Annotated in this window: 15 protein-coding genes; 11 read left to right on the top strand and 4 right to left on the bottom strand. The window is 38.1% G+C overall.

Annotated features, from left to right (window positions below):
• Positions 1–80 precede the first annotated feature (80 nt).
• From V7112_RS19910 to V7112_RS19890, 5 genes are all read left to right on the top strand, one after another.
• Positions 81–1,451 carry a hypothetical protein gene (locus tag V7112_RS19910; RefSeq protein ID WP_335423123.1) on the top strand — a complete coding sequence of 457 codons (1,371 nt, stop codon included), beginning with the start codon at positions 81–83 and terminating at the stop codon, positions 1,449–1,451.
• A 345-nt stretch (positions 1,452–1,796) separates the two neighbouring features.
• On the top strand, positions 1,797–5,189 hold the full coding sequence (locus tag V7112_RS19905; protein ID WP_335423121.1) for a phosphodiester glycosidase family protein: 3,393 nt from the start codon (positions 1,797–1,799) through the stop codon (positions 5,187–5,189).
• Positions 5,190–5,324: 135 nt separating this feature from the next.
• Positions 5,325–5,702, top strand: a complete 378-nt coding sequence (locus V7112_RS19900; RefSeq protein ID WP_335423119.1) for an SET domain-containing protein — start codon at positions 5,325–5,327, stop codon at positions 5,700–5,702.
• A gap of 71 nt (positions 5,703–5,773) precedes the next feature.
• Entirely contained in the window at positions 5,774–5,983 is a 210-nt protein-coding gene (locus V7112_RS19895) for a hypothetical protein (RefSeq protein ID WP_335423117.1), read from the top strand.
• A 377-nt stretch (positions 5,984–6,360) separates the two neighbouring features.
• Positions 6,361–10,260, top strand: coding sequence for a carbohydrate binding domain-containing protein (locus V7112_RS19890; RefSeq protein ID WP_335423115.1), 3,900 nt, complete (start codon positions 6,361–6,363; stop codon positions 10,258–10,260).
• Positions 10,261–10,322: 62 nt separating this feature from the next.
• Here the strand turns inward: V7112_RS19890 and V7112_RS19885 are convergent, their stop codons facing one another.
• Positions 10,323–13,370 (bottom strand): FIMAH domain-containing protein, encoded by a 3,048-nt coding sequence (locus tag V7112_RS19885; RefSeq protein ID WP_335423113.1) that lies wholly within the window; start codon positions 13,368–13,370, stop codon positions 10,323–10,325.
• 530 nt (positions 13,371–13,900) lie between these two features.
• Between V7112_RS19885 and V7112_RS19880 the strand changes: the two genes are divergently transcribed.
• Positions 13,901–17,149, top strand: a complete 3,249-nt coding sequence (locus tag V7112_RS19880) for a hypothetical protein (RefSeq protein ID WP_335423111.1) — start codon at positions 13,901–13,903, stop codon at positions 17,147–17,149.
• Positions 17,150–17,258: 109 nt separating this feature from the next.
• Here V7112_RS19880 and V7112_RS19875 read toward each other — a convergent pair whose 3' ends face one another.
• Together V7112_RS19875 and V7112_RS19870 are read right to left on the bottom strand one after the other, a co-directional pair.
• Positions 17,259–18,854 (bottom strand): FAD-dependent oxidoreductase, encoded by a 1,596-nt coding sequence (locus V7112_RS19875; RefSeq protein WP_335423109.1) that lies wholly within the window; start codon positions 18,852–18,854, stop codon positions 17,259–17,261.
• A gap of 185 nt (positions 18,855–19,039) precedes the next feature.
• Positions 19,040–19,660, bottom strand: coding sequence for a YesL family protein (locus tag V7112_RS19870; protein ID WP_335423107.1), 621 nt, complete (start codon positions 19,658–19,660; stop codon positions 19,040–19,042).
• A 212-nt stretch (positions 19,661–19,872) separates the two neighbouring features.
• On the opposite strand from V7112_RS19870, the gene V7112_RS19865 reads away from it, so the two are divergent.
• From V7112_RS19865 to V7112_RS19845, 5 genes are all read left to right on the top strand, one after another.
• Entirely contained in the window at positions 19,873–20,955 is a 1,083-nt protein-coding gene (locus V7112_RS19865; RefSeq protein WP_335423104.1) for a GNAT family N-acetyltransferase, read from the top strand.
• A 275-nt stretch (positions 20,956–21,230) separates the two neighbouring features.
• On the top strand, positions 21,231–22,499 hold the full coding sequence (locus tag V7112_RS19860) for a sugar ABC transporter substrate-binding protein (RefSeq protein ID WP_335423102.1): 1,269 nt from the start codon (positions 21,231–21,233) through the stop codon (positions 22,497–22,499).
• A 100-nt stretch (positions 22,500–22,599) separates the two neighbouring features.
• Positions 22,600–23,556: a carbohydrate ABC transporter permease gene (locus V7112_RS19855; protein ID WP_335423100.1), complete on the top strand. Its 957-nt coding sequence runs from the start codon at positions 22,600–22,602 to the stop codon at positions 23,554–23,556.
• 63 nt (positions 23,557–23,619) lie between these two features.
• On the top strand, positions 23,620–24,396 hold the full coding sequence (locus V7112_RS19850) for a carbohydrate ABC transporter permease (protein WP_438823928.1): 777 nt from the start codon (positions 23,620–23,622) through the stop codon (positions 24,394–24,396).
• A gap of 31 nt (positions 24,397–24,427) precedes the next feature.
• On the top strand, positions 24,428–25,324 hold the full coding sequence (locus V7112_RS19845; protein ID WP_335423096.1) for a Gfo/Idh/MocA family protein: 897 nt from the start codon (positions 24,428–24,430) through the stop codon (positions 25,322–25,324).
• Positions 25,325–25,388: 64 nt separating this feature from the next.
• On the opposite strand, the gene V7112_RS19840 is transcribed toward V7112_RS19845, so the two are convergent.
• Positions 25,389–26,744, bottom strand: a complete 1,356-nt coding sequence (locus V7112_RS19840) for a hypothetical protein (protein WP_335423093.1) — start codon at positions 26,742–26,744, stop codon at positions 25,389–25,391.
• Positions 26,745–26,872 lie beyond the last annotated feature (128 nt).

Raw genomic sequence — 26,872 nt, 5'->3', positions numbered from 1 at the left:
ATTTCGGATTATTCTTGTAGTTTTTTCCTCCTATGCTATACTTTGTTTGTTTGACCTTTACATCATTGAAGGAGGAAAAAATGAAATTCCCATTGTTCCGCTATCTTTATATTTTTTATTCATTCGTATTTTTACTCCACACAATTAATGTTTTTATAGATAGTGAGACTATAAATTACATACTGGGAGTACTTGCAATTTTCATGCTGATTGTGTCATTTCCTTTGGCATCAGGACTTTTTAAAATTCTCGGTGGATCATTTCTAGTGGTAGGGGGATATTTATTCTTCACTACTGGCCAGTCGTTCCATGTCATTCCTAGTTTATTAACTTCAAATCTATCGTTATTGACCCTGCTCGCGATGTTACCTTGGATGAATAGCATTGTGAGAGGTGGAAGATTCGACCGGAATTTAAATTTTATGATGAAAGTGAACGTCTCGGATCTTGGGAAACTTTATCCACGGAGTTCACTAACTACACATATACTAGCGGCTTTTTTAAATTTATCAGCTGCCACAATTTCACAAGATGTACTTAAGAGTAGCTTGGCTTCTTTTAGTAAAGAGATTCGAAATTCATTTATTACAACAGCATCCTTAAGGGGTTACTCGTTAGCTCTGTTATGGAGCCCACTGGAGATCATGGTCGCAGTCTCTATATTTGCTACAGGGGTCGATTATGTCACACTCTTGCCATGGCTTCTATTGATGGCGATTATTGCCTACATATTAGACTCTGTTTTTGGACGTTTATATTATAAAAAGTACAAATTTGAACGCGCAAATATCAATAAGCAACCAAAAATGAATAAAAAAGTATTAGTGAAAAAAATGAGCCAGTTCATCATTGCACTAGTCTTTTTCCTAATACTAGTTATTTCGATTGGAAACCTGTTTCACTTAAGCTTTATTTTAACTGTAACAATCATTATTTTCCCGTTTGCTTTCATTTGGTCATTACTCATGAAAAGAAGGAGAAGTTTTTGGACAATTGGCTGGAATAATTGGAAAACAAAGACGAACACAATGCAGAATTTCATTGTATTGTTTATCTCACTATCCTTATTTTCTACTAGTCTAGGGGATACATCGTTTTTGGAAGTTCTTCAAAAACCACTATTCTATATTTCTGATTATCCGTTGCTAATCTTGTTCTTAATTCAGGTTATCTTTGTTTTCTTTAGTATGTTCGGTATTCACCCAATCGCTACTGTGGGTATTTTAACTGGAATCATAACACCATTATTAGACGTGATGAATCCAGTGAGTATTGCCCTCGTTTTAATTACAGGCTCAGTTGCCACCTTCACTGTAGGAACATACGGGTTGCTTGTAACATTAACTGCTATGGGTACGCAACAAAGCCCATATCGAATTACATTGCAAAATATGCCATTTGCAATCGGGATGGGGATCATAGGAACCCTAGTAGCTTATTTTTTATTATAGTTGCAGTGGTTCGAAGGGCATGTTCTGTCCCTTATAAAAGGCTTGAATCTTTAAAAAATAGATTCGGGCCTTTTTTACTGTTTTTTAAAGGTGAGTTTAGCATTAAAAAAATCCAGCTCTATTTCTTCCAAAACCATTGACCTATCTTTCGACGAATTTCTCTTTTTCTCTACGATTATTGTAAACAAATTCCCTACTTTTTTCCTGTAAAAACTTAATAGTACATCAACAACAGCTAAATAATCTGTAGTTATTCTAATAAGAGATTCTTGATATAATGAAAATACACTTCAAGAATATTTTGTATATTATAAAATTTTATTTTATATGAAAGGAGATTCACAAATGAATGTAAAGTGGTGGAGAAATGTTATACTTGCCTCTGCAATTACGGTACCATTAGCGCCTACTGTACACGCAGAAAATGAACCATCAGATGTAGCTCAAGCTCGTTCAACCTCTTCTGACAGAACAGAACCCGTCATTTTTGTTGGCCCAGCGGGAAAAACACTCGTTTCAAATGAAACGAATACACCAATTGGTCCTGGTATTGAACTTACTAGTTTTGAAAGATTTGATGCGCGAGGATGGTTAAACGGAGAAGTCATGACCATCCAACTTGGAAATGACAATATTTCAACAGACCTACTATTTCCTGGTAGAGTTTCGTCAGCCAAGCCATTATCTGACATGGCGAAGGAAGCAGGTGCAATCGCAGGCGTAAATGGTGATTTCTTTGATATTAATAATACAAAAGCTCCACTTGGTGCTGTTGTGAGTGAAGGTGAAATTGTTAAAGGCCCACAAGGTAGCCACACACTGACTGCAAGTGTAGACAAAAATGGGCTTGGTCATATTTCTACTATTCTGTTAGATGGAAAAGTAAAGTTTTCCAATAAAGAAATAACACTTGATGCCCTTAATCAATACGGAATATCCAAGGATGGTATTGGATTATACACATCTGTATGGGGAAGTGCTGAAAGATCGCAAGCTGGAAGTCCTGTGTATGAGGCAATGGTAGTGAATGGAAAGGTTACTGCTGTATCAGCCGGAGCAGGTAGTGGCGAAATTCCTGAAAATACTTTTGTATTAGTTGGACGAGAAAAGGGCGCAGAAATATTAAGGACTTTATCTGTTGGCGATGAAGTTAGTGTGGAATATGCTCCTAAGTCTGAAATCGATGTTTCGTTTGCTGTTGGAGGTAATATTAAACTTGTAGAAAATGGAGAAATCATGTCAAACCTAGACGATGCAACATCGGCTCCCCGGACAGCTGTAGGATTTTCAGAGGATCGAAAAACAATGATTTTAGCTGCTGTTGATGGACGTCAAACAGATAGTCGCGGCATGACGTTTAAAGAATTAGCTGAATTGATGAAGGAATATGGTGTGCATTATGCATTAAACCTTGATGGTGGAGGCTCAACTACAATGGTTGCTCGTACACCTGGTACGGAAAAGGTAAAAGTTGTGAATCAGCCTTCAGATGGAACTGAACGCTCCGTACCAAATGGAATTGGTATTTTTGCAAAGGCTGGAAGTGGAGAATTGAAGAGCTTTGCAGTTGAAACGGCATTTGATTCTGACAAGAGTAAACGTGTATTTCCAGGTTTAACTCGAACATTTATTGGTCTAGGTCACGATGAAAATTATTCTCCAGTTTCAGTTGGTGATATCTCATGGAAGGCACTACCAGCGGATGTTGGCGGATTTGAGGAAGATGGAGTATTTCGAGCTAAAAAGTCTGGAAATGCAATTGCACAAGCTCAAGTGAAGTCAGCAAAAGGCTCGATGGAGATTGCTGTTCTTGGTGAATTAGATAGAATTGAAGCATCGGATGCACGTCTTAGTCTTGAAATAGGAAAACAAGCAAGTTTTTCTGTTAACGGCTATGACAAAGATGGGTACAGTGCACCAATTGAAGCTAGGGATGTGAGCTTAGACTATGATGATACGATTATTTCAATAATGGAAAATGTCGATGGGAGCTTTACCGTAGTTCCTAAAAAGAATGGAGCATCTGCGTTAATCTCCATCACCGTACAAGATGAGGTAGCATATCTTCCAGTTACAATTGGACTTGCTACAAAGAATGTCGATGATTTTGAAGATATAAGTGGTTGGTCATTTACAAAATACCCAAATGATGTTGGTGCAAGCATGAGCCATGTAGAGGGTAGGGACGGAAAAGGGATAGAGCTTGCATATGATTTTTCAACAACAACGGCTACTCGTGCTGCTTATTTACAAGCATCACCAACGATTGAGCTACCCGGTGACGTTCAGAAAATTGGCCTATGGGTAAAAGGTGATGGAAACGGGGCTTGGCTTCGTACAGTCATAGAAGATGCAGGAAATACAAGATATACATTAACACTTGCTGACCAAGTGAATTGGACTGGATGGAAGTATGTCGAAGCAACGGTGCCTGAAGGAGTACGATATCCAGTGAAGCTTTGGAGAATCTATCCTGTTGAAACAAACAAAAACGATCAATACACTGGTCAACTAGTATTTGATGATGTGATTGTTAAAGTGCCACCCTCAATCGATGTTCCTGAACAAACGAAAAACATAGATCCACTCATTATTCAAAATGGAGAAATTGAGAAAGGTCGTTGGACGTTTGCGGTACTTGCAGATAGTCAGTTTGTTGCTAAGTCACCAAATAGTTCTCAAGTACAAATGGCAAGAGAATCACTAAGGCAAATTGTAGCTGCAAACCCAGACTTCTTAGTTATTAACGGGGACCTGGTTGATACAGCGTGGAAGGAAGATTTTGATCTCGCGGAGCAAATTTTGCAGGAGGAAGTTGGGGATAAACTACCCATCTATTATATTCCTGGAAACCATGAAATTATGGGGCCAGGTACATTGGATAACTTCCTAGAAGTCTATGAAAATAATCGTTATACGTTTGATCACAAAGGGACAAGATTTATTTTACTGGATTCATCTAGTGGTAGTTTCCGGACAAGCGATTTCCAACAGCTGCTTGATCTTAAAAAAGCATTAACTGAAGCTGCAGTAGATCCAAATGTGAAAAACGTAGTTGTAATGGCACATCATCCGACTCGGGACCCGCTACCAACGAAAAATAGTCAACTTAGTGACCGAAAAGAATCTAATCTTCTAGAACAATTTTTAACAGAATTCCGTCAATCGTCTGGAGGAAAGGGAGCTCTCTTTGTTGGCGGACATGCTCATACTGTAAGTGTTGAACGTGTTGAAGGCGTTCCGTATATGGTTGTCGGTCCTTCAGGAAAAGCACCTTATGGCTCAAGTGATGCGGGTGGCTTTTACGAATGGACCATGTTTGGTATAGATCCAACACCCGTACCTACTCAGGCTAAAGGATCTGAACAATCAGACGGGCAAAGTGCTGTTTCTGGTACAGACTGGATCCATGCAGAGGTAAATCCATTATTGTTGGACATCACCCTCCAGTCACCAGCAAGGGTAAAAGTAGGAGAATCAGTAAAAATCAATGCAACCGGACATCAAAAAGACAATCTAAGCTTCCCACTTCGCTACCCTGCAACTGTTCAATGGGATGGAAGTGAAACCGTATTTATAGGCAGTGGAGCAGAGCTTAATCGCGCAGAAACGTCTGGTAAATATGCTGCGCTGTTCAATTATGAAACAGGAGAGCTAAAAGCCCAAAAACCTGGAGAAATTAATCTAAAGGTTGAAGCAAATGGAATGACTAAAGAACAAACCATTATTATTGAATAAAGTTACTGTTCGAGGCAAAGAGGATGGTCTCCTAAAAAGGGTGTTTACTATCCTTTTTTGTTTTAAGGTTTTTATTTTAGTGGATTAGTGTTACAGTTAGAAAGAAAATCTTAAAAGTTTGGTAGGTAAAACAACATGATTGAGATAAAAACATCTACATTAAGTGATGGCGAATTCAATAGAGGAGTATTTGCTACATCAGATATCAAAAAAGGGCAGCTTATCCATGAAGCGCCTGTGATTTCTTATCCGAATAACCAACATCAACACATTGAGAAAACCTTACTAGCTGACTATGCTTTCGAGTATGGGATTAACCATACTGCGATCCTTCTCGGCTATGGAATGTTATTTAATCATTCTTATGAACCCAATGCCATATATGAAATAAATTTTGACAATCACACATTCGACTTCTATGCTTACACAGATATAAAAGCAGGGGACGAAATTTTGATCAATTATAATGGTGATGTTGATAACAAAGACGAACTTTGGTTTAACAAGGACTAAAGTTAAATCTTTTGCCTAAAATAAAAATAATACAATGACAATTTAACGATTTAGTATTGAGGTGTCGGAGAATGAATAAACGATGGACTATTGATAAAATTAAAGAATTTGTTGAGAAAAATTCAGATAGTAGCTTACTTACGACGGAATATCATGGTTTTTCCCAAAAGTTATTATTTAAATGTGCATGCGGTAGTAATTTTGAAAAAACATTTACGAAATTTAAAAACAATAACCAACGAAAATGTGATGTGTGCCAACCACCCAAACCGTCACGTTAAGGAAATAGCAAACTTTATACAATATGCAATTAAAAGTCTTCTGTCCAACGCAGAGGACTTTTTTTGTAGAGTAGAGACAACATACAACAATCAAATCTATACGATTTTTGAACTTGTTTTACTAATTGAATTTATTGAACCACCATTTCCATCCAATGGAGACTTAAAGTCCCTTTTGTGACAGAGTATGGTTAAAACGGCCTATATGTATGAGGAATATAGTTAAGTAGAATCATTATAAAGGAAGGTTTGGGAGAAAGTAAGTTTTTGAGAGATAAGAGTAAGTCTTACAAAAAACTTATGTAAACGCTTCCTGTTGTTTGCGAAAGGAGGGTTAACAACGTTTCGCTTATACATATTTAAGGGAGGTATGTTATTTGTTTAGTAGAAAGTTGAAAAAAACGGTAATGCTCACATTTTGCTTTACCCTATTATTTGGATTAATTGCTCCTTTTACTTCTACTAGTAAGCTAAAGGTATCCGCTGGAACGCTACCTGGTGAAGTATTTAATGGAGGATTTGAAGAAGTTGTGATTCCTGGATGGAGTCTTGTTACGAATAATCCTTTAACGAGTATCGCTGTTAGTGATGATCGAGCAAATACTGGTACAAAAAGCTTGTATTTTAAAGATTCAAACACGAATAATCCAGGTGGAAATTTACAAGTGAAAAGTGAGAAGGTAGCTGTTACTTCAGGTGAGGCATATACTGCCAAGGCATTTGTAAATGTTGTCAGCCAATCACATAGTATCGGTTATGAGGTCCATTATTTTAATGCTGAAAATCAAAAGGTAGGAAATGCAACCTTCCTTAATTTTCAATCAGCTGTTCTAGGAACGAACCAGTGGACCGAAATCAAGGTGCCTTTCACAGTTCCTGAGGGTGCCACGCAGGTTGAACTTCGTTTTAATTCAGGACATCCTTCTAATACAGAAGCTTACTTTGATGATGTAAAAATTGTGAAAGATTCTGATTCTACAGAAACGTTACCATCAAACGCATCCTTTGAAGAAGAAGTTGTATATCCTGGATGGAGTCGTGTAACGAATAATCCGTCTACGAGTATCGCATTTAGTGGGGAGAAAGCCCGTACTGGAAATAAAAGTTTATATTTTAAAGATGAAAATAGCAATAATCCGGGTGGGAATTTGCAAGTAACCAGTGAAAAAATTTCCGTTACGACAGGAGAGTCTTATATTGCAAAAGCATATGTGAATGTTGTTAGGCAATCTCATAATATAGGCTATGAAGTTCATTTTTTTAACGATGAAGGACAGAAGGTAGGCAACGCAACTTTTATTAACTTTGGTACGGCAGTTCTAGGAACAGATAAGTGGACTGAAATTCAAGTTCCTTTCGAAGTTCCAGAAGGCGCGACGCAGGTTGAACTTCGCTTCAACTCTGGGCATCCTTCGATTACAGAAGCTTATTTTGATGATGTGGCGCTAGAAGGAATCTCTACTGGAGAGCCTCCAGTTGACGATATTCATGCTGAAGTGGTGAATCCTGGCTTTGAAGAAGCAGTTGTGGGTGGAAACATTCCGGGGTGGGCATCAGAATTTGATGGACCAGGTATTCAAGTAAGTACAGATAGAGCTCATTCGGGAGCACAAAGCGTACATTTACTTGATACTTCTGACAAAGCAGGAGTGAGCATTCTGAGTGACAAGATAGCAGTTGAAGCGGGGGCATCTTATTTATTAACGGTCTATTCAAATGTTGTAAGTCAGACACATAACGTTGTATCTGAAATCCGTTATTTTGATGCAAACAATAATAGCATTACCCAACATAGGGAACTAAATGGCAATCTGCCAAAAAATCAATGGACTGATTTAAAAGTATTTAGTGTAGCTCCAGAGAATGCTGCATATGCAAGACTTTCATTTTATTCTGGTAGCATTAGCTTTACAGAGGTCTATTTTGACGATGTTACATTTGAAAAAGTAACGGATGATTCTCAATTTGATCGTGAATATGCAGATCCTATTAATCTAGGGGAGATGGTTCATGTTCAATTAGGACAAGCAGGAGCGATTCAGGAAAATAGTTTAGGTGAAAATGAGGTATATTATCATTCAAATGGTGCACCTGGAACCTTTTCAGTATTAGATGCTGAAACAGGCGAGCTTAAATTTTCCAAAGTGATTGAAAATACAGAAGCTGTGTGGGCCATTACAATTGGTCCTGATAAAAATGTTTACTTCGCTGGCACTTCAGACGGCAAATTATACCGGTATGTACCGGAATTAAAGGAAGTTCAAGACCTTGGTGCGAACCCTTCTTCCGCTTGGGTGTGGGATATAGAAGCGACAGAGGATGGTAAAATTTATGGTGCAACATACCCAGGTTCGGGTGTATTTGAATATGATATCAATACAGGAAAATTCAAAGATTTTGGTAGTGTTACAGACCAGGATTATGCACGTGGCCTAGCAGTGGATGGGGATTATATTTACGTTGGAATTGGAACAACGAAGCATTTGTATAAGATTAATAGACATACTGGTGAAAAAGAGGAGCTTATCATAGAAGGACATTCTGGAGAGAATGGAATGATCCAAGATTTTTGGGTTGTAAATGGTAAACTACTAGTTGCTGTTTCGACTATTAATATGATTGTGGTTGATCCGGATACGCTGGTAGTTGAAGGTTCATTCCAATTTAGTAATATGGTTTCCGAACCAGACCCTACTCAACCAAACATGATTTATTATAAAAATGGAACACAATTATACAAGTATGACCTTAATACAAACGTAGAAACGTTAATTGAAGGCATTCCAATTCTTCCAGATACTCCGCGCGTAAAGGACATGGCTTGGATTACGTTATCTACTAGCGAAACAGTATTAGCGATGGTTACACAATATGGAGAGTATATGTTATACAATCCTGAAACGAATGAACTGAATTTCGTCGCTTTAGACCTTGCAGCAACTGCTGTTGCCATCCAATCACTTGAAACTGGTCCAGATGGAAAGCTATACATGGGCGGCTATCAGCGTGGAATGAGTGTCTATAATCCGTTCACGGATGAAATTGAAGTTAATATTTCATCCTTTGCCCAACCTGAAGGGATCGGATTCTTAAATGACACAGTGTATTTTGGAACATATGTGGGAGCCATCATGTACAGTTTTGACCCAAGTCATCCAGTGGACTTAAATACGAATCCGCAGCTTGAATATGATATCCAAGATGAGCAGGACCGTCCTTTTGCGATTACATCAGGTGATAACAAATTATTTGTTGGAACTGTTCCGGATTATGGTGTGTTAGGTGGGGTTTTAGCAATCTATGATGGGGATACAGGTGAATGGTACCAACAACGAAATGTTGTTCAAGACCAAAGTATAATTAGTTTAGCATATCATGATGGTAAATTATTTGGTGGTACATCCGTATGGGGTGGATTAGGAATTAACCCGATAGCAGAAGAAGCTAAAATTTTTGTTTGGGATGTAGAAAAAGGTGAGAAAATCACAGAATTTACTCCTGAGATTCCAGGAATTGATGCTACTCCTCGTATGATTGGTGATTTATCAATTGGGCCTGATGGATACCTATGGGGTGCCGTCGAAGGAACTATTTTTAAAATGGATCCAGAAACCTATGAAGTAGTAGATAGCAAAGTGATTCGCCCAAGCTTATATAATAGTAGTAAATGGTTTCCTTACCAACTTGCATGGGGTCCGGATGGTATGCTATATACAACTTTATCCCGCAGTCTAATTGTGATTGACCCTGAAACGCTAGATTATAAAGTACTTGTTGAGGATTTCATGAACAGTATGACCGTAGGAGTTGATGGAAGCATCTATTATGCATTAGGCAGTGAACTTCATAAAATTGCTGTACCTGAAACAGATGCAACCTTAAAATCAATTACGATTGATGGGGAGGAGCTTGAAGGTTTTCAGCCTGGAGCTTTAAACTACACGCTATCTGGTCTTCAAACTGAGGATATCATAGCAGATGCTACTCAAGCTGGTGCCACTATTGAAATTGTACAATTAAGCGATAAAACAGAAATAAAAGTTACAGGCACAGATGGTAAATCAACCTTAACTTATACTATCGCCTGGTCGAATGAAGCAGGAAAACCAGACAAACCAGGTAAACCAGACAAACCAGGTAAGCCAGATAAACCAGGTAAACCAGGTAAACCAGACAAACCAGACAAACCAGATAAACCAGATAAACCAGGTAAACCAGGTAAACCGAATAAACCGGGGAAACCTGATAAGCCAGGTAACCAAGGGAAATCTATATAAATGATATTTTAGAAGGACTAACAAAAGGTCTTCTGCGAACGCAGAGGACCTTTTGTTATGGATTATTTTTTGAAAGCTTCTTCAATAGCAGTTAGATTATTGAGTAATGTAAGTTTGATTTCACGATCTATGCTGCTGTTATCTAGATGCTTACGGAAATCCCCAAGATGTTTTAGGGCTTGATCTTTCTTACCATTTTTGAAATGCTGTTCTGCTTGTGCTAAGCGGTTGCTTAGTTGTTGTGTCACTGAATGTGGAATGGTTCCTGCTTTTTCAAGTTCACTTATTTGCTTTGCTAATGTCTCGGCTGTGACTCCAACTGTGATCACAATTGTATTCGTTCTAACTTCACCGCCGTTATACGCGACCGTTGCATAAATTTCAGTTGTTCCAGCATTTTTTGCAATGATTTTTCCCTTATCAAGACTAGCGACATCAGGATTTGAATTGATCCATTCAATTTGAGCTCCGGTTAAATCAATCGTGTTTCCATTGATAAGAGTAACAGCTAAATCAATGTTTTGCTCGGTACCTTGTAGTAATGACTCACTCTCGACAGATAAAGTTCCGTTTTCAAGCGGTACAGGTAATTGAAACAGGTTTTCGTCCGAGGAATAATAAATATTGCCTTCCTTATCAACATCCATCAAATTGACATTATCTGTAATCAATTGCTTACTTTTCATTGTTTCTGGATCGAGAACTGTTAATGTACGAGCAGCTGTCGTATAAAGGAATCCTTGGTTATCCCAACGAATGAAGAATGGCCGCCATTGGCTTCCTCTGTTTACACCTTTATAAAGCTGTGTACTTTTCACAATTTCTCGATTATCTGGGTTCATGGCAAAAATTACAGTATTATAGACACCGGTTTCATCCAATCCCCAAGCAACACCCCAAATGTTTCCATCCGGCCCAGCGGACAGTTCACCAATCATTTCTGGTTTGGCTAAACCTTCCACATTGAGATCGAATGCTTCATGTGTACCTGTTGCAACATCGTATTCAAACATTTTTGCTTTTGGTTCGGTTGGATCAATGCCTAGACCACCAGCAATAGTGGAACCCCCAAATACTGTCCCATCTTGATAAGCTAATCCAATGATACTTTGATTTTTAATGATATTACGAATGGTCTTCCACTCATTGGTTTTAGAATCAAATATCGTAAGTGCGCCACCTAACCTTCCATAATCGGAAATGGTACCTATGAAGAGTTTATTATCTCCTGATGTAAAAGTGAAAGGTCGGCTTTGGTCTTCCTCGATGTCTTTTACCATTTCAGGATTTTCTCCTTTTTTACCACCAGAGAAGGTAAAAGGGAGGTTTGGATCATATTTATAGATTTTGGCACCGCCATAGGTTCCTAGATAAACATCACCGTTTAAAAATCCAATCCCTTCGATTTGGTGAGGATCACGTTCTTGAAGGATGTATTTATCAATTGATGTATCAAATACTCCAAAGGAACCTTGATACCCACCCATATAAATCTTTTGGTCTTCGTCAATTTCTAAGCTTTGCATTAACAATCCTTGCATTTCAACATCAGGGTAACTAACTTTTACAGAATTTGTAGTAGGGTCATAGATTGAATATTCGATTTGATGATGCATAATTGCTAATACATCTTTACCATTCTCATCTTTTATCCAACGTATTGCTTTAGCAGGGGTAGCAGGTAGTTGTACCGTTGGTTTAACCTTCTCTGTGTCATGTGTTGTCATATCATATGTCCATAATTGTTGCGTGTTTTTATTAATAAAATAGAGTATGTTTTCATCATATGGGGACGGAGATGAAATGAGCCCATCAAATGTATTCTCATCCTGCCAATTCATCGTATTTTTTTCTTCACCCGTTGTCTTGTCAATCGTCACCAATGAAGTTCCATAGGCAACAAAAATAAGATTACCATATTCCCAAATATTCGAAATTGAAGTGGAAACACCTGTAATTGGTAATTTAATTTCCGTTCTTTCACCAGATGCCAGATCCATTTTCATTAAATAAGCACTTGTACCTGTTCCGACATAAAGACTTTCTTCCGTAATTCCAAGTCCGCGTGCATATTGCTGACCTTCATAAAAGGTTCCTAAATCCTTAAATTGTGCAGATTCAATATCATATTCGAATACCTTCGCATTTGGATAGGTTCCCCCGTAGATTTTTCCATCCTTTGAAGCCTCGAGCTGCCAAACCCAATTATCAGATGGATTTTTCCCGAGCTGCTCTAGTCGTTGTTCGTCAACCACGTATCGGTATAAAATTCCGTTGTAGGTGCCAGCAAAGTAGACATTTCCATCTGCACCTAGGACCATGGCCCACACAACATCACTACCTGGCAATTCCTGAGAAAAAATCTTTTTTCCAGTTTTAGCATCAGCCGCATAAAACATTGCTGGTGAACCGTTTGTTGCATAGTAAAGTTCTCCATCCCCAATAGCGACACCTTGAGATTTAGCAGCCAAAGCAGCAGGACCATGATTAATAGCTTTACCGTATTCAATAGGGAAATCTAAAACATTGGATCCTTTTTCAAATACCTTTACATCATCATAATATCCTCTCATATTGGATGTGGATGATTGATAGATAAAGACTTTTAGTCCTTTTGCTCCTGCAGGAGCCGTTGCATGGATTTCTACCGTTTGCCACTTGTTGAAAGCTTGGACATCAAAATATTGTGCGTTGTTTGAAATAATCGTACCTTTTTCATCTGTCCAGCGTAGCCAAATCCCAGGTTTCCCAGTTAATTCTTCGACATAAAGCTGTGCTGTTAATTTATATTGATTCCCTTCCTTTATTCCAATTTCTTGGCTGAATAAACCTACTACACCGTTATTATTGACCGCTAGACTTTGATTACCAGCAAATACAACATCTTCTGATATGCTCATTCCGGTCTTAAAGCCTCCAGTCCAATACACCCATGATGGAAGTTCTGTTTCGGATGCTGGTTTTGTCTCAAAATCACCATTTTTGACAATCAGTTCTTTCCATTCATTGCCAGCCGCTGCTGAAGCTGATAACTGGAAGTAGGGGAAAGTGGAGAAAACGAGTATTGTTACAAGAAATACGATAGAAACTATTTTAAATTTTTCTTTCAATGCATATTCCTCCTTTTTTTTGACATCGCTTATATAAACTTTTGAAAACTCACCTCCATACTCCCTTAAAAAGGGATTTTAAACTATTAAAAATTTTCTGATTCCACCTCAAGGATAATGAAAGAATTTAGTCTTTAAAATGACGATATTACTTTTAGTTCTAAAGTAGGGGTGGTCTAAAACCTTGATATCATACCAAAGACGGGTTTTCTATTATGACCATTTAAAGACAGTTTTCAGACTTGTCTCACTTTTGTGAAATCAATACAATGAAGTAGATTTAATAGATTCTTTAGTTCTATCAAAAGGGGAAAGGAGTAATGCGTGTGACGAGGAAGGTAACACTGGTTAATACTTAGGGGAAGGCTACACGTTTGAAGTAACTAGTAGTTAGCCCCTTATATGCCAGTTCAATGTTTGTTCTTGAAAGGAGGAAAATTTAAAAAAATATTATTGTGAGCGTTTGTAATTCAGCTGTGACATACATAAAAGGAAAATTCTTTAACTATTATAATCTAGGAGGCTCTTTAATGAAAATTAGTATGCATAGCGCCCTAATAACCATGATGTGCTTACTTCTCACTATAGCTGGTTTTGGTGGAGCAACAGCTTCAGCAGCAGATAGCAAGCTTTCACAGAAAACATACGGTAGTCCCGAGGAGCTTCTATATCCTAATAATTATACGGTAGCTGTGTTTAACGGTACAGTCGGTAAGGAAGACGGGCATAACGTACTTTATGCCACTGCGAAAGGAAAACCAGGCTATTTGAATGTCATCGACCTGGATAATTACAAGCTGCTCCGCAGCATTCCGATCGCTCCATCGGAAAGCTCATGGGCACACACTATAGCTCCAGACGGATCTTTATACCTTGCTGCTGATGGAGGCGGAGCGAAGTTATGGAACTATTCTCCTGTAACGAAAACACCAGTGTTGGTAGCCCAATTTGATGGGCAATCCGTACCGAATAGCATTACAACGGATGAGCAGGGACGTGTTTACGTAGGTACTTATCCAGGAGGTAAAGTATATCAGTACGATCCTGTCACCAAGCAAACGAAAGATTATGGCCGGATGATCGGCGCTTTAGACCAGGAATATGTTCGTTCAATTGCTTATCAGGGTGGAAATATTTATGCAGGTACAGCTCATAAGCAAATTGTCAGGGTCAATCTTGAAACCGGTGAAAAAACAAATATTGCGGGTTCTCTCAATGTAAAAGAAGAAACGGTATATGACTTAAGCACCATTGATGACCGTTATTTGCTAGCTCGTTATACGGACGGCAGCGGGGTTCCGGGAGAAGGTTTTATCTATGATACTCAGACGGAAACTTGGCTCGACGTTGTATTAGAAAATCTAGTGGGGCTCCATGCTACGGATTCATTGGATGGAAAATTGTATTTCCTAGCCGACAAGCAGTTGAAAACATTCGATTTGACCACTCACCAAGTAGAATTGACTGGCATGACATACGGTAGCGGGTTCCGAGGGGTGGATTGGGTTGAGTTTCCGAACAAGCCTGAGCTGCCCGGTAAAAATTTAGTAACCGTTCGTTATGATGGTGGCGTAACAATCATGAATATCGAGACAAAACAGGTTCATACCTACCCACCTATTGTTCCTGGATTGCCAGGAGTTGTTAACCAACTTAGTGCGGTCTCAGAAACTCAGTTGATAGCAACAGGATCGCAGGCGAGATCTTCTCTTGTCGATCTGGAAAGTAATACGACTCAGCCGTTCAATATTGGGCAGGCTGACAGTGTATATACAGTAGGGAACAAAGTGTATTTGGGAGTATATCCAGAGGGCGCGTTATACGAATACGATTTATCCGCGGAACCGAGCAGTACGAATCCGAAAAGTCTAGCGGTTCTAGGCAACCAACAAGAACGGCTTGTAAACATTACGGGCGGCAATGACAAAATCTATATTTCGACGATTTCTGGTTATGGAACCTTAGGAGGTTCTCTAACAGTATATGATCCTTCAACTGGGGAAACTCGTGTGCATCGTGACGTTGTCGAGAACCAAAGCGTGTTAAGCACAACGTTTCATGACGGCAAGCTATTTGGCTCTACGACTATACGTGGCGGTCTTGGCTCAGAGCCAACTGAAGCTGAAGCGAAGATTTTTGTTTGGGATACGGAAAATGAAGAAAAAGTCGCTGAATTTCCGCTTCGCATTCCAGGCTTAGATAAGCCGATCTTTATCGGAGATCTCTCAGTAGGGCCTGACGGATTGATCTGGGGAGCTTCTTATGAGTTTATCTTTGCGCTTGACCCGAATACATTCCAAGTTGTAAAAAGCAAGAAAATCTATCCGAAGCTTAATTTCAGTCATTGGGCTCACCATCCTCTCAGATGGTCTGAGGACGGACTGCTCTATGTCCTCTTCAATAACAAGCTGACCGTGATTGATCCGGAAACGTTGGAGTCACGTGCACTGACTGATGCATCTCGCTTTGATTTAGGTCTAGACGGCCACGTTTATTTTACAGATGCACAGACAAACACCATTCTTTACCGAATGGAAGTGGACGGGGAGATCAAGGAGCCGTTCCCGGACATTTCGGTTCCTATAAATAACGCCGGTTTTGAAGAGAGTGGAAGTACGAATGCTATACCGGGATGGAGTCCGATGTTTGCTACTGGTAATGGCTACACTTATGAGCTTAGCAGTGAGAAGAGCTTCACTGGCAGTTATAGTTTAAAGACGACAGATACGCTGCGGACTGCTTCTGTAGCCATCATTAGCGACAAGATTCCTGTAATTCCGGGAGAAGAATACGAAGCAGGAGTCAATTTGTACATTGAATCGGGTCAGCCAGGTTTTATGTTTCGCTTCTATGACAAGAACAACGCTGAGATCTCGACACTGGAAACGCATTTAGACGAATCCCGCTTATCACAATGGCAACAGGTGGTTCTTAGAGGCAAGGCGCCTGCTAATGCGGCCTATGGAAAATTGATAGCTGTTACATCGCGTTATAATATAGCGGAAGCGTATTATGACGATTTCACTGTGAAAGTTAAGGATAAGGTTGTTCCTGTAACGTTCGCAAGCTTTGATCCAGTTCCGAACGAGAACGGCTGGACTAATAGCGACACCGTTATTTCGATTACAGCAGACAATGCCTATTCGATCACCTATTCAGCTGTAGGCGCACAGGCTGTTGACCAAGTAACGGTAAAGGGAAATGCAGTTCAAGTACCTATAATTCAGGAAGGCATAACAACGCTCACTTATTACGCTACGAACTTTTCAGGTGTTAAAGAAGAGCCACAGACGCTTGAAGTGAGCATCGACAAGACAGCCCCGGTTGTTCAATTTGTCGCTCAACCGGAGTATTCCGTATCAGAAACTATTGAAATTAGCTGCAAAGCATCAGACCTCATGTCTGGTTTGACAGAAGACCCGTGCACAGGACTGTTAATAGAGCGGCCAGCCTACGAGTTTGAACCAGGAAGCCATGACATAACCGTCACTGCTGAAGACAAAGCTGGCAATAAAGCAAACACGACCTTCACCTTCCAGGTTACTTTGACGTACGAGGGGCTGGTAGAGCTTGCTCGTCAGTTTGCAGGTAAGGATACCGGACTTGCTGATGCATTATCAAGTAAGCTTGAAAATGCACAAGACGCAGAGGAAAGTGGAAACACAAACGCAAAGGCTGGAATGATTCAAGCATTTATCAACCAGGCAGAAGCTCAAAGCGGTAAGAAATTAACAGAGGAGCAAGCCCAAATTCTTATCAATCTTGCAAGTTATTTGTAAAAAAAAATCGTAAGCTATAAATATTGGAAAGACGCAAACAATCATAGTAAGGGTTTTGGAGTAAGAATAAAAAGGACTACATTTTGCAATCAAAATGTAGTCCTTCTCTTTATTTCTTTCCGAATGTCTCTTTCATTCGTAACACTGGGTCATCTTCAATTGAATCGTCCCATTCGAGTACTTGTCCGTAAGAGAGTAACTCCGTTTTCAACTCGTCGTAAGAGATGTCTTGTACTGTTGTTTGATTTTTATAGGCTAGAGCAACCGCGGTCCCTGCAGACTGACCTAAAATCATAAACACGGGCTCCATACGAATGGAACCATAGGCAATGTGAGAGCTAGACAAGCAAACAGGAACAAGTAAATTTGTACATTCTTCAGCTTTTGGACGAATCGAGCGATATGAAATCGGATAGGGCGAAATCGGTATTTCAACATCGCCTTCATTATAGACACGGCCATCAATAATCAATCTCCTCACATGATGGGAGTCCATTTGATAGGATGCTAGTCCAATTGAGTCTTCCACTGTCATGTGACCTAAACAATTATGATCTGTCATCACATAGTCTGCTATCATTCTTCTTGCTTCCCGAATATATAGCTGATGTGGCCAATGTCCCGTTTCTTCAAATTCGTCTCGAGCTAATCCCCACTGGGAAACCTCGTTCCGAATTGCTTTAGGAACCTGTTCATCATTTGCTAAAAAGTAAAGCAATCCAAGATTATATGTAAAATGGTCTTGGAAGATTCTTTCACGTGTTTCGAAATCTCCATCTGGCCAATCATAATTCATCCCTATATGATCTGTTGAAAATCCTCCATAGTTATTTAAATCGGTCTTTCCATTCGGCAACATGGTATGAAGGTTCATGGCATCCCATACTCCAGCACGGATATAACGCAATAATAATTTGTAACGGTCCCGGTTATAGGATGGTGGTTTTGGAAAAGGAACACGATTTTCAGCATTCTTTGTTAAGCAAATACGGAAATTATATGCCTGGATTCGATGATCACCTTGTCCTTGGTAGCCAAGAGTATCATGATTTATTTCAGTAATGCTTGGTAAAACCCCGCTGGAAGGGTCTCCCTCAATTACATATGGATCAATCCATTTTTCAAATTGATGATGGGGATGTCCAAATTGAATCCCATTATAGGTCTCTTTATAGGTGGCGTTCGATTCTCTACCTACCATGTAAGTGACACCTGCTTTTGCCATTATGTCGCCTTCATAACTACCATCAATGAAAAAGTTGCCTCTATATGTTGTTCCATCTTCCATACTAATTTCTGTTATCCTACCATTCACTTTTTTAACTTCATTTACGTGTTGATTAAAAATTACTTCAATTTCATAATCATTTAGCCATTTTTCAAATACATATTTGGCTGCCTTAGGTTCAAATGTCCATTGTTCGTTTGTGTTGTAATACTTTCCTAATTCCTGAAAGAATTCTCTCGATAAACCTCCAATTGCTTCCTTAGCACCAATATCGGAAGCACCTAAACCACTAGCAGTGATCCCTCCAATATTTTTTCCGAATTCAGCAATGACAACAGAAAGACCCATCCGCTTCGCTTGAATTGCAGATGTGATTCCGGCAGGTGTCGAGCCATAGATTATTACATCTCTTTTTATTACAGATGGTTCACTTGCTTTTGGAGTAGGTACATAATAATGCAATTGACTGAATTCCATTTTGATATCCTCCTTAGATGAGCACATAATGATAACCCTTTCAAGGCTACTTTAAAGTTTAAAAGAATAATTGGAATAATCAAGACTTTTAACGGACTTTAAGTCCCTTAACGAATGAAAGTGATAACATGCACACAAAAAAGAGTGTCTAAAGATATCGACACTCTTGATTGACTTTTTGATAGTTAATAGGTGACTATCTTTTTTTTTTGATTAATTTTGAAAAGGGCGCGGTTACTACACCATGTAATAACAATTGCTATTACACTTCCTGTAAAAAACGGTATCAGCCCTGGTATAAGATTAATGAGTACGCCGACAAGCATACATGCTGTCAAAATAAGTATGGTTTCTAATAGGGAACTAGCAGCAATCAAAAAGGATTGTTTAATATATTGAAAGAATTTCATTTCAAATTGTGTGTATACAGGAAAGAAATACAATAAAGTTACAATATACGAAATTGCCAAAAACAAAAGAACTGGAAACAGCAATTGTAATTTATCTATATTCTTTTGTACAAACATAAAGTCATAAACTAATACATAACCAATGAGAATAAAAAATAAGCCATATTTATTAAGTAAAATGAATTCCTTTTTATAGGCATTCCAAAACGTATGAAAGATCTTCTCAGCAGGTTCTTTACGAATCCATTTTTGAGTAATGGTAAACATTGCACCCGTCGAAGGGAACAGACCAAACACTCCTAATCCCAATATCGTAAAACCAATCCACAGCATATTGATATAAGCTATCTTCAACATCCAAATCGCAAAGGTATTAAATTTCTCCCAGCCACCCAAATAAATCACCACATTTCACAAAAGATGTAAAAAATTGATCTGAACCTATTTAAAGACAATTAATAGACTTGTCACTTATTGAAAATAAAATAAAATAGAAATTAAGTCATAGCTAGTTTAGTTGTATTATAACATGAATTGAATGTTAGCGATTTCATTTTTGGGAGATATGACGATTCCAATTTAACAATTTTCAGAGATGAGGTGGACAAATGGTTGAATACCGCTTATTAGAAGAAAATGACTTTCAACAGGCAATTGATTTAGCGGATAAGGTTTTTCGTAAAGAAGGGCATGTGTCAATGGGAGTTGCTTTCCCACAAGTTTTCTCTTCTGCATTAAACCAATCCTATGGTGCCTTTATGGATGATCAACTAGTTTCATTTATTGGATTAGTTCCATCTGTTCTACATATTGGAGATGCTGAGGTACAGGCTTATTCAATTGGTGCTGTTTGTACGGAACCTTCTTACCGGAGACAAGGATTAGCTAATACACTTTTAGAAATGATTTTTGAACATGTGAATAAGTCTGGCGCATCCGTTCTATTTATTTCTGGTGATTTACCAATTTATATTAAGCAAGGTTGTACTTTCTATGGGAAAATGAATCAATATAAGATTAGGAAAGGGGATCTTGCATCTAACAAGTCTTATTTAGTACGCGAGCTGGGTCCTTATGATTGGTTTCAACTGAGAAATCTAAGCCATAATCGACAAGTACGTTATGAACAAACAATTTATGAAATGGCTCAGCTTAATAAGGCTGCTGGGTTCGCGAGTATTTTTAAAATGAAGCATAAGGTCCTTGTAGCTGAAGAGAACCATGAAATAAAAGCTTTTTTAGTATTCGGGTTACCATACCATGACCAAGATTCGGTGGACTCTCGCGTGATCGAATGGGGAGGAGATCCAGTAGCAATCCTTACCCTACTATCAGAAGCATTTACATATGGACTAGATTCATTGGTATTGAACCTACCTACCTTTGAAAGGGACCTTGTTCAAAAACTTGACTCCTTACTGGAAAAGGTAGAACAAACATATCCAGGAACAATGAAGATTATGAATTTGGATGTATTGTTAAACCAACTAGGCCCATATTTGCAAGGAAAGCTAGAAATATCAACAGTAGATAAGAACAATAAGCGCCTTACATTTAAAGGATACTCTGTTATCATGAGTAATCATGACATCGAAGAGTTAATCTTAAAAGGGAACAAAATTGGTGATTTAGATGTAAAGGATATTTTTCCGATTTCATTTCCATTTCCACAAGGATGGAACTATGTGTAAGCATAATGTTTTGTATAGGAACTAAATTAAATTTCATTTCCTATTAAAGACCTTTAATAGACTTGTCACAATATGCCAAACAAACTAGAATAAGAGATATCAAGCAAGAGAAGCTCCATATTTTTTTAATATCCGTTGTTACCGCTTCCAATTATGAGTATTTTCAGTCAAAGAAAGGTAGCAGTTTAAAAGGGGGGATGGAAAAACAACGATAAATTGGAAGGTTTTTAGCTAAAAAAATTTTATTAATGAACTTAATAGGGGGTAATTCGTAGATGAAAAAGAAACGTTTTTCGTTCATGGCTTTATTGCTTTCAGGTAGTTTACTTCTTTCGGCTTGTAGTGATGATTCGTCAACAACTCCAGATAAAGGGAAAGATTCAGGTAAAGTTGATGGTGAAATAACTGTTTGGGTGCATCCTTATACAGCTGATGCAACAAAGGAAGAGGAAATGTGGAAAGAAATCACTGCAAATTACAATGAAGAGTTTCCCGATGTAAAGGTTAATATTGAAACAATTCCTTGGGCTAACCGAGATCAAAAAGTACTAACAGCACTAGCCGCTAACAATGGACCAGATGTTTTCTATGCTATTCCTGACCAAATGCCACAATATGCAGATGTAGGAATGTTGCATGAATTGGATCCATATTTAGACGAATCAGATCTTGAAGGTTACGTTGATACAGCACTAACGGCTACAACTTGGAAGGGTAAGAAGTACGGATTGCCAGTTTTACAAGAAGCGTATACATTCATCTATAATCTAGACGTCGTTAAAGCAATAGGTGAAGATCCAGCAAATCTCCCAAAAACATGGGAAGAGTTTGAAGCTTGGGCTGCTAAAGCAAAAGAAAAAGATTTCTATGCATTAAATTATTTAGGTGGAGGTTCCATGAACGGAACAATCTATCCATGGATTTGGCAAGCTGGAGGAGATGTTGTAACAGAGGACAATGAAGTGTTGATCAATAGCTCAGAAAGTTTGAAAGCGTTCGAGATGATTAACAATTTCTATCAAAAAGGATATCTTCCAGAGGATTCTATTACAGCAACCACACAAGATGAATTATGGTTCGGTGGAAAAATATTGGCACAACTTGGATCTGGAATTAGCATTACAATGTTAGAAAAAGAAGGAGACTTTGACTTTGCAATTGCACCACCATTAACTGGTGAAAAGCAATTAACATACGGTACAACTGGAATGTTTGTCGTACCATCCAATAGTGACAACCCTGACGCAGCAGCGGAATTTGTTAAGGCTGTTACAAATGCAGAAAATCAACGTGTCTTTAATACGGTAACCCAATACATCCCAGTACAAGAAGAGGCAAAGGATATCTTTGATTCAAATGAATATATGAGTCAGTTAGCGCAATATACACAATACGCATTACCTGGCGTAATTCATCCAAAAGGTCGTGCAATCATGCCATTTATTCAGGCTGAAATACAAGCCATGATGGCTGGAGAAAAAACTCCTAAAGAAGCCGCAGATGCAGCAGCTGAAAAAATTGAAGCTGAATTAGCGAAGCCGTAAACCAATGCTTCTTATTAAGAGAGTTTTATTCCTTGGTGAATAAAACTCTCTATTTATTAAATCATGCATTGTTAATCAAAAAAAGAAATAAGGTGATAGCTTGGAAAAGGTTATAGAAACTCATAACAAAGTACCTCTAACAAATGTAAAAAAGGTCAAGCCTCCTTTAAAGAAAAGGTTGAAAGATGAATGGAAAAGAAATGGTCTTGTCTATATTGTACTGACTCCAGTCTTAATCCATTTTTTAATCTTTCAAGTCATTCCATTTATTTATAGTTTCATATTAACGTTTCTTAATTATCGAATTATTGGTACTTCTGAGTTTGTGGGATTACGAAACTGGAAGCAATTGTTTCAAGATGAGATTGCTTTGAAATCAATTTGGAACACTGTATTATTTTCCTTCTATTATATACTTCCGACAATGGCACTTGGTTTGATTTTAGCGCTCGTCATTAAATCAGGAATTCGATTTACAAAATTTTTTAAAGGGATCTTTTTCCTACCTGTTGTTACATCATTTGTTGTAGTAGCAGGTATTTGGGAATGGCTATTTTCAGGAACGAAATCAGGATTTATTAACTACTTGCTTAGCTTTTTGGGTGTTGATGCCCAATTGTTTTTATCTGATTCGTCACAAGCCCTGATTGTATTGGCAGGTTTGAGTATTTTCAAAGTCTCTGGAAGTACAATGATCTATTATTTTGCAGGGCTACAGTCCATACCAAAAGATATGTATGAAGCCGCAAAAATCGATGGTGCTTCACCGTTAAAATCCTTTTGGATGATTACTTTCCCATTATTAAAACCGATTCATTTTTATGTGTTAATCATTACAACAATTGGTTCGTTCCAGATCTTTGACTCTGCATTTTTATTAACGAACGGGGGACCAAACTTCTCGACAAGTACAATTGTATTTTATCTATATCAATTAGGATTCACGAATTTGAACTTTAGTTATGCAGCCGTTTTATCTTATGTATTATTTGCGATAATCTTAATCATTTCGCTTATTCAGAAAAAATATTTTGGAAAGGATCAAGGTATTTATTAAAGGAGAGCGTGATTGTAAGGGAGATGAACGAACTTGTTAAAAAAAATATTAAAATATCTTGTCATGTACTTCTTGGGATTTTGCTTTCTTCTGCCATTTTTGATCATGGTATTAAGTTCCCTTAAAGAAACGACCTATGCAGCGATGGATCCCTTATTTTGGATTCCAGATAGTGTGTCAATAAATAACTTTACGTACCTATTTCGTAACGATAATTTCTTAAGATGGATTTTTAACTCTGTCGTAATCACAATTATCCCAGTCTTTTCACAAATGTTTTTCGCAGGGTTACTCGGATATATTTTCGCAAGAAAGCAATTTATCGGAAGGGAATTTATTTTCTGGACGTTCATGGCCGTCATTATGATTCCTTCCCAACTCCTTATCATTCCAAAATTTATCATGTTTTCTAAATTTGGTTGGATTAATGAATACCAATCATTGATTGTTCCGGAACTTTGGGCAATTATGGGTGTATTTTTAGTTCGCCAATTCATGCAAGGAATTCCTATGGAGTTGGATGAAGCTGCACGTATGGATGGGGCCAATGACTTTCAAGTGTTTCGCAAAATTTATATGCCTCTAGCATTTCCATCAATCGCAACTGTTGGAACGTTTGCGTTTGTAAGTAACTGGAATGATTTATTTCAGCCGTTAATTTATATGACAAATGAAAAGATGTACCCAATCACTGTAGGTCTAGCTTCAACATTGAGCAAAGAAGGAAACTTCGGTATTGAAATGGCTGGGGCCACACTCTCATTTATACCGACATTCTTAATCTTCTTATTCTTCCAGAAGTACTTTACAGAAGGTATACAGCTTTCAGGTCTAAAATAAGTTTCCTGTTGCGTTAAGGAGTGAATTTAGTGTGAATTTAAAAATAGGAATGATAGGCCTCGATACTTCACATGCAACGGCTTTTACAAAATTATTGAATGATTCTTCCCACCCATTTTATATTGAGGGTGGGAAGATAGTTATGGCCTGTCCAGTCGAATCATCTGATTTTGAGTTAAGTTATTCCCGTATTGCCTCAATTACGAAAGAAGTGGAGCAATATGGTGTTCAAATCGTTGATACGATGGAAGAAGTGGCAGAGCAATGTGATGCCATTTTATTAGAGTCAGTGGATGGAAGGGTTCATCTTGATCAAGTCAGCAAAATATGCCAATTTAAGAAACCGATTTTCGTTGATAAGCCATTTTGCTTAAATCGTGCTGATGCTGCAGAAATGGTGGAACTTGCCGAGAAATATCACACGCCGCTTATGAGTTCTTCAGCATTACGGTTTTCAGAAAGTCTAACTAAAGTTCTTGCTATTAAGGATAAAGGTAGAATAATAGGAGCGGACTGCTTTGGACCAATGGAGATAATTGACACCCAACCAGGCTATTTTTGGTATGGGATTCATACGATTGAAATGCTCTATACGATTTTAGGTGGGGGAGCGAAGCATGTACGGTCTATGTCCAATCTGGATTTTGATTTGATTGTTACAGAATGGGAAGATGGTCGATTTTCCACTGTGAGAGGGAATCGAAGCGGAAATGGCGATTTCGGTGCGATTGTTCATTTTGAAAAAGGTAGTGAGTATGTATCAGTAAACTCCTCCTCAAAACCCTTCTATGCAAGTTTGTTAGAGAATGTTTTGGATTTTTTTAAGGACAGTAAAACGAGAGTACCATTACATGAAACGTATGAAATTATTCGTTTTATTGAAGCGGCAAATGAAAGCAGGGAGACGGGGAGAAAGGTATACATATAGGTGTGTTAACAAGAAGACACATTTAAAAACAGCGGGTGAAGCAATTCCCGCCGTTTCATTCCTTTTAATCCTTTTCATCTAAGATAAAGCTAAGTCGATAAATACGTCTTGGTCTCCCTTTGTAGGTGATCTTTTCTTCGCCTACAATATCGACTAAGTTGGCATCCATCCACTTCAATAGAATTCGATGAGCGCTTCGTGTTGTAATGTTTAAGGTGGTAGCTAACTCTTGAGCAGTATAATCATATTTTTTATGACGTGCTACTCGAGCCATTAGCTTTGTCATATATGCTGCTGACATTCCTGCTTGTTCAGCTTTATAAAGTAACTCAGCATCTGTAATGGATAGATCATATTTTTCATATTGTGTATCCGTGATAATGTCAACTGGACCGATGACACTTTGGTCTTCACGAACGATGTAGCAGACATTGCCACCTAATTCTTTGGATTGACGAAGGGCCATTCTTGCATGGCTACCTGCTTCAGCAGCGGAGAGACCAAATCCTACACCAATGCTAATGGATACACCTAACTCTGTTTTTGCTGAGTTTAATAATGGGATGAATTTATATCCACGGGTTTCTCGTTCGAAGATACCACGTGTTGTGATAAATGAAAATTCTTCACCACCTGAATTGATCAGATGGCCATCAAGTAGTTTTGTATAATTTAGCATCATTTGTTGAAATTTTAACTTAAATAATTGGACTTCATGTTCAGTTGTGTATTTTTCTGTAGCTTTATCAAATTTATCAATATCAATAATACCAAACACAATTTGAGATTCTTTATTTTTGCGTGCTTCTGTTGCAAGCAGTGCTCGCTCAAGAGAAACAATTAAGTCTTGGTATGTAGGTATAACCCATTCGTTCGGTACTCCTAATTCGGATAATCTTAGGGAAATTTCTTCAGTACCGGTAATCGCAATGGATCTATGTTTTTGAAAATTTTCTTGGTGAAATTGGACAATCGCCTCGAATGAATTATTCTGGCTGTATGGAGAAATGGATGTAAATTCATAATTGGTTTCGCCTAATTCATATAAAATCCGTTGGATATACTTCTCTTCAACTGTATCAATTGACAAGTGCCTAATATCATATTTATTTTCTATTAAAAATAATGAACGATAAAGGCCAGTACCCATTAACGGAACATAATGGGTTGGAATTGCAAAATTGAAAAGCTGTTTGGCCTTCAAATAGGTAGGGAATTCCATAAAGAGGAGTACTTCAACCTTATTAATTAAATTTTCTATATCCTTTGTATCAATCGTGGATGCTGTGGAATGAAGAAAGAAAGGTTGGAAATTAGGAAACGATTCAAGCGCTTTCATAACTTCGTTCACTAATGCCTCAGGACTCACGATTCCGATGATAATTTCCGTAGCGTTATTTGATAATTGGTTTGTATTCATCATTTCATCTCCAGTAAAAGACATATTAAAGAAATGTCTTTAAATAATGTTACTCTTAGATTAAGAGGAACACTTTCAATTGTCAATAAAAATATGTATTTATTAAAAGACCTTTAAGTGACTTGTCT

This window comes from Bacillus sp. JJ1566 (genome assembly GCF_036962685.1).
Classification (GTDB): Bacteria; Bacillota; Bacilli; order Bacillales; family Bacillaceae_L; genus Ferdinandcohnia.
Note: the sequence above shows the minus strand (reverse complement) of the source record. Positions and strands in the feature narration are given on the sequence as shown.

Excerpts from the sequence above, each read along its gene's own strand:
- V7112_RS19910 (WP_335423123.1), top strand. The coding sequence starts at position 81 with ATGAAATTCCCATTGTTCCGCTATCTTTATATTTTTTATTCATTCGTA.
- V7112_RS19905 (WP_335423121.1), top strand. The coding sequence starts at position 1,797 with ATGAATGTAAAGTGGTGGAGAAATGTTATACTTGCCTCTGCAATTACG.
- V7112_RS19900 (WP_335423119.1), top strand. The coding sequence starts at position 5,325 with ATGATTGAGATAAAAACATCTACATTAAGTGATGGCGAATTCAATAGA.
- V7112_RS19895 (WP_335423117.1), top strand. The coding sequence starts at position 5,774 with ATGAATAAACGATGGACTATTGATAAAATTAAAGAATTTGTTGAGAAA.
- V7112_RS19880 (WP_335423111.1), top strand. The coding sequence starts at position 13,901 with ATGAAAATTAGTATGCATAGCGCCCTAATAACCATGATGTGCTTACTT.
- V7112_RS19875 (WP_335423109.1), bottom strand. The coding sequence starts at position 18,854 with ATGGAATTCAGTCAATTGCATTATTATGTACCTACTCCAAAAGCAAGT.
- V7112_RS19865 (WP_335423104.1), top strand. The coding sequence starts at position 19,873 with ATGGTTGAATACCGCTTATTAGAAGAAAATGACTTTCAACAGGCAATT.
- V7112_RS19860 (WP_335423102.1), top strand. The coding sequence starts at position 21,231 with ATGAAAAAGAAACGTTTTTCGTTCATGGCTTTATTGCTTTCAGGTAGT.
- V7112_RS19850 (WP_438823928.1), top strand. The coding sequence starts at position 23,620 with ATGTACTTCTTGGGATTTTGCTTTCTTCTGCCATTTTTGATCATGGTA.
- V7112_RS19840 (WP_335423093.1), bottom strand. The coding sequence starts at position 26,744 with ATGAATACAAACCAATTATCAAATAACGCTACGGAAATTATCATCGGA.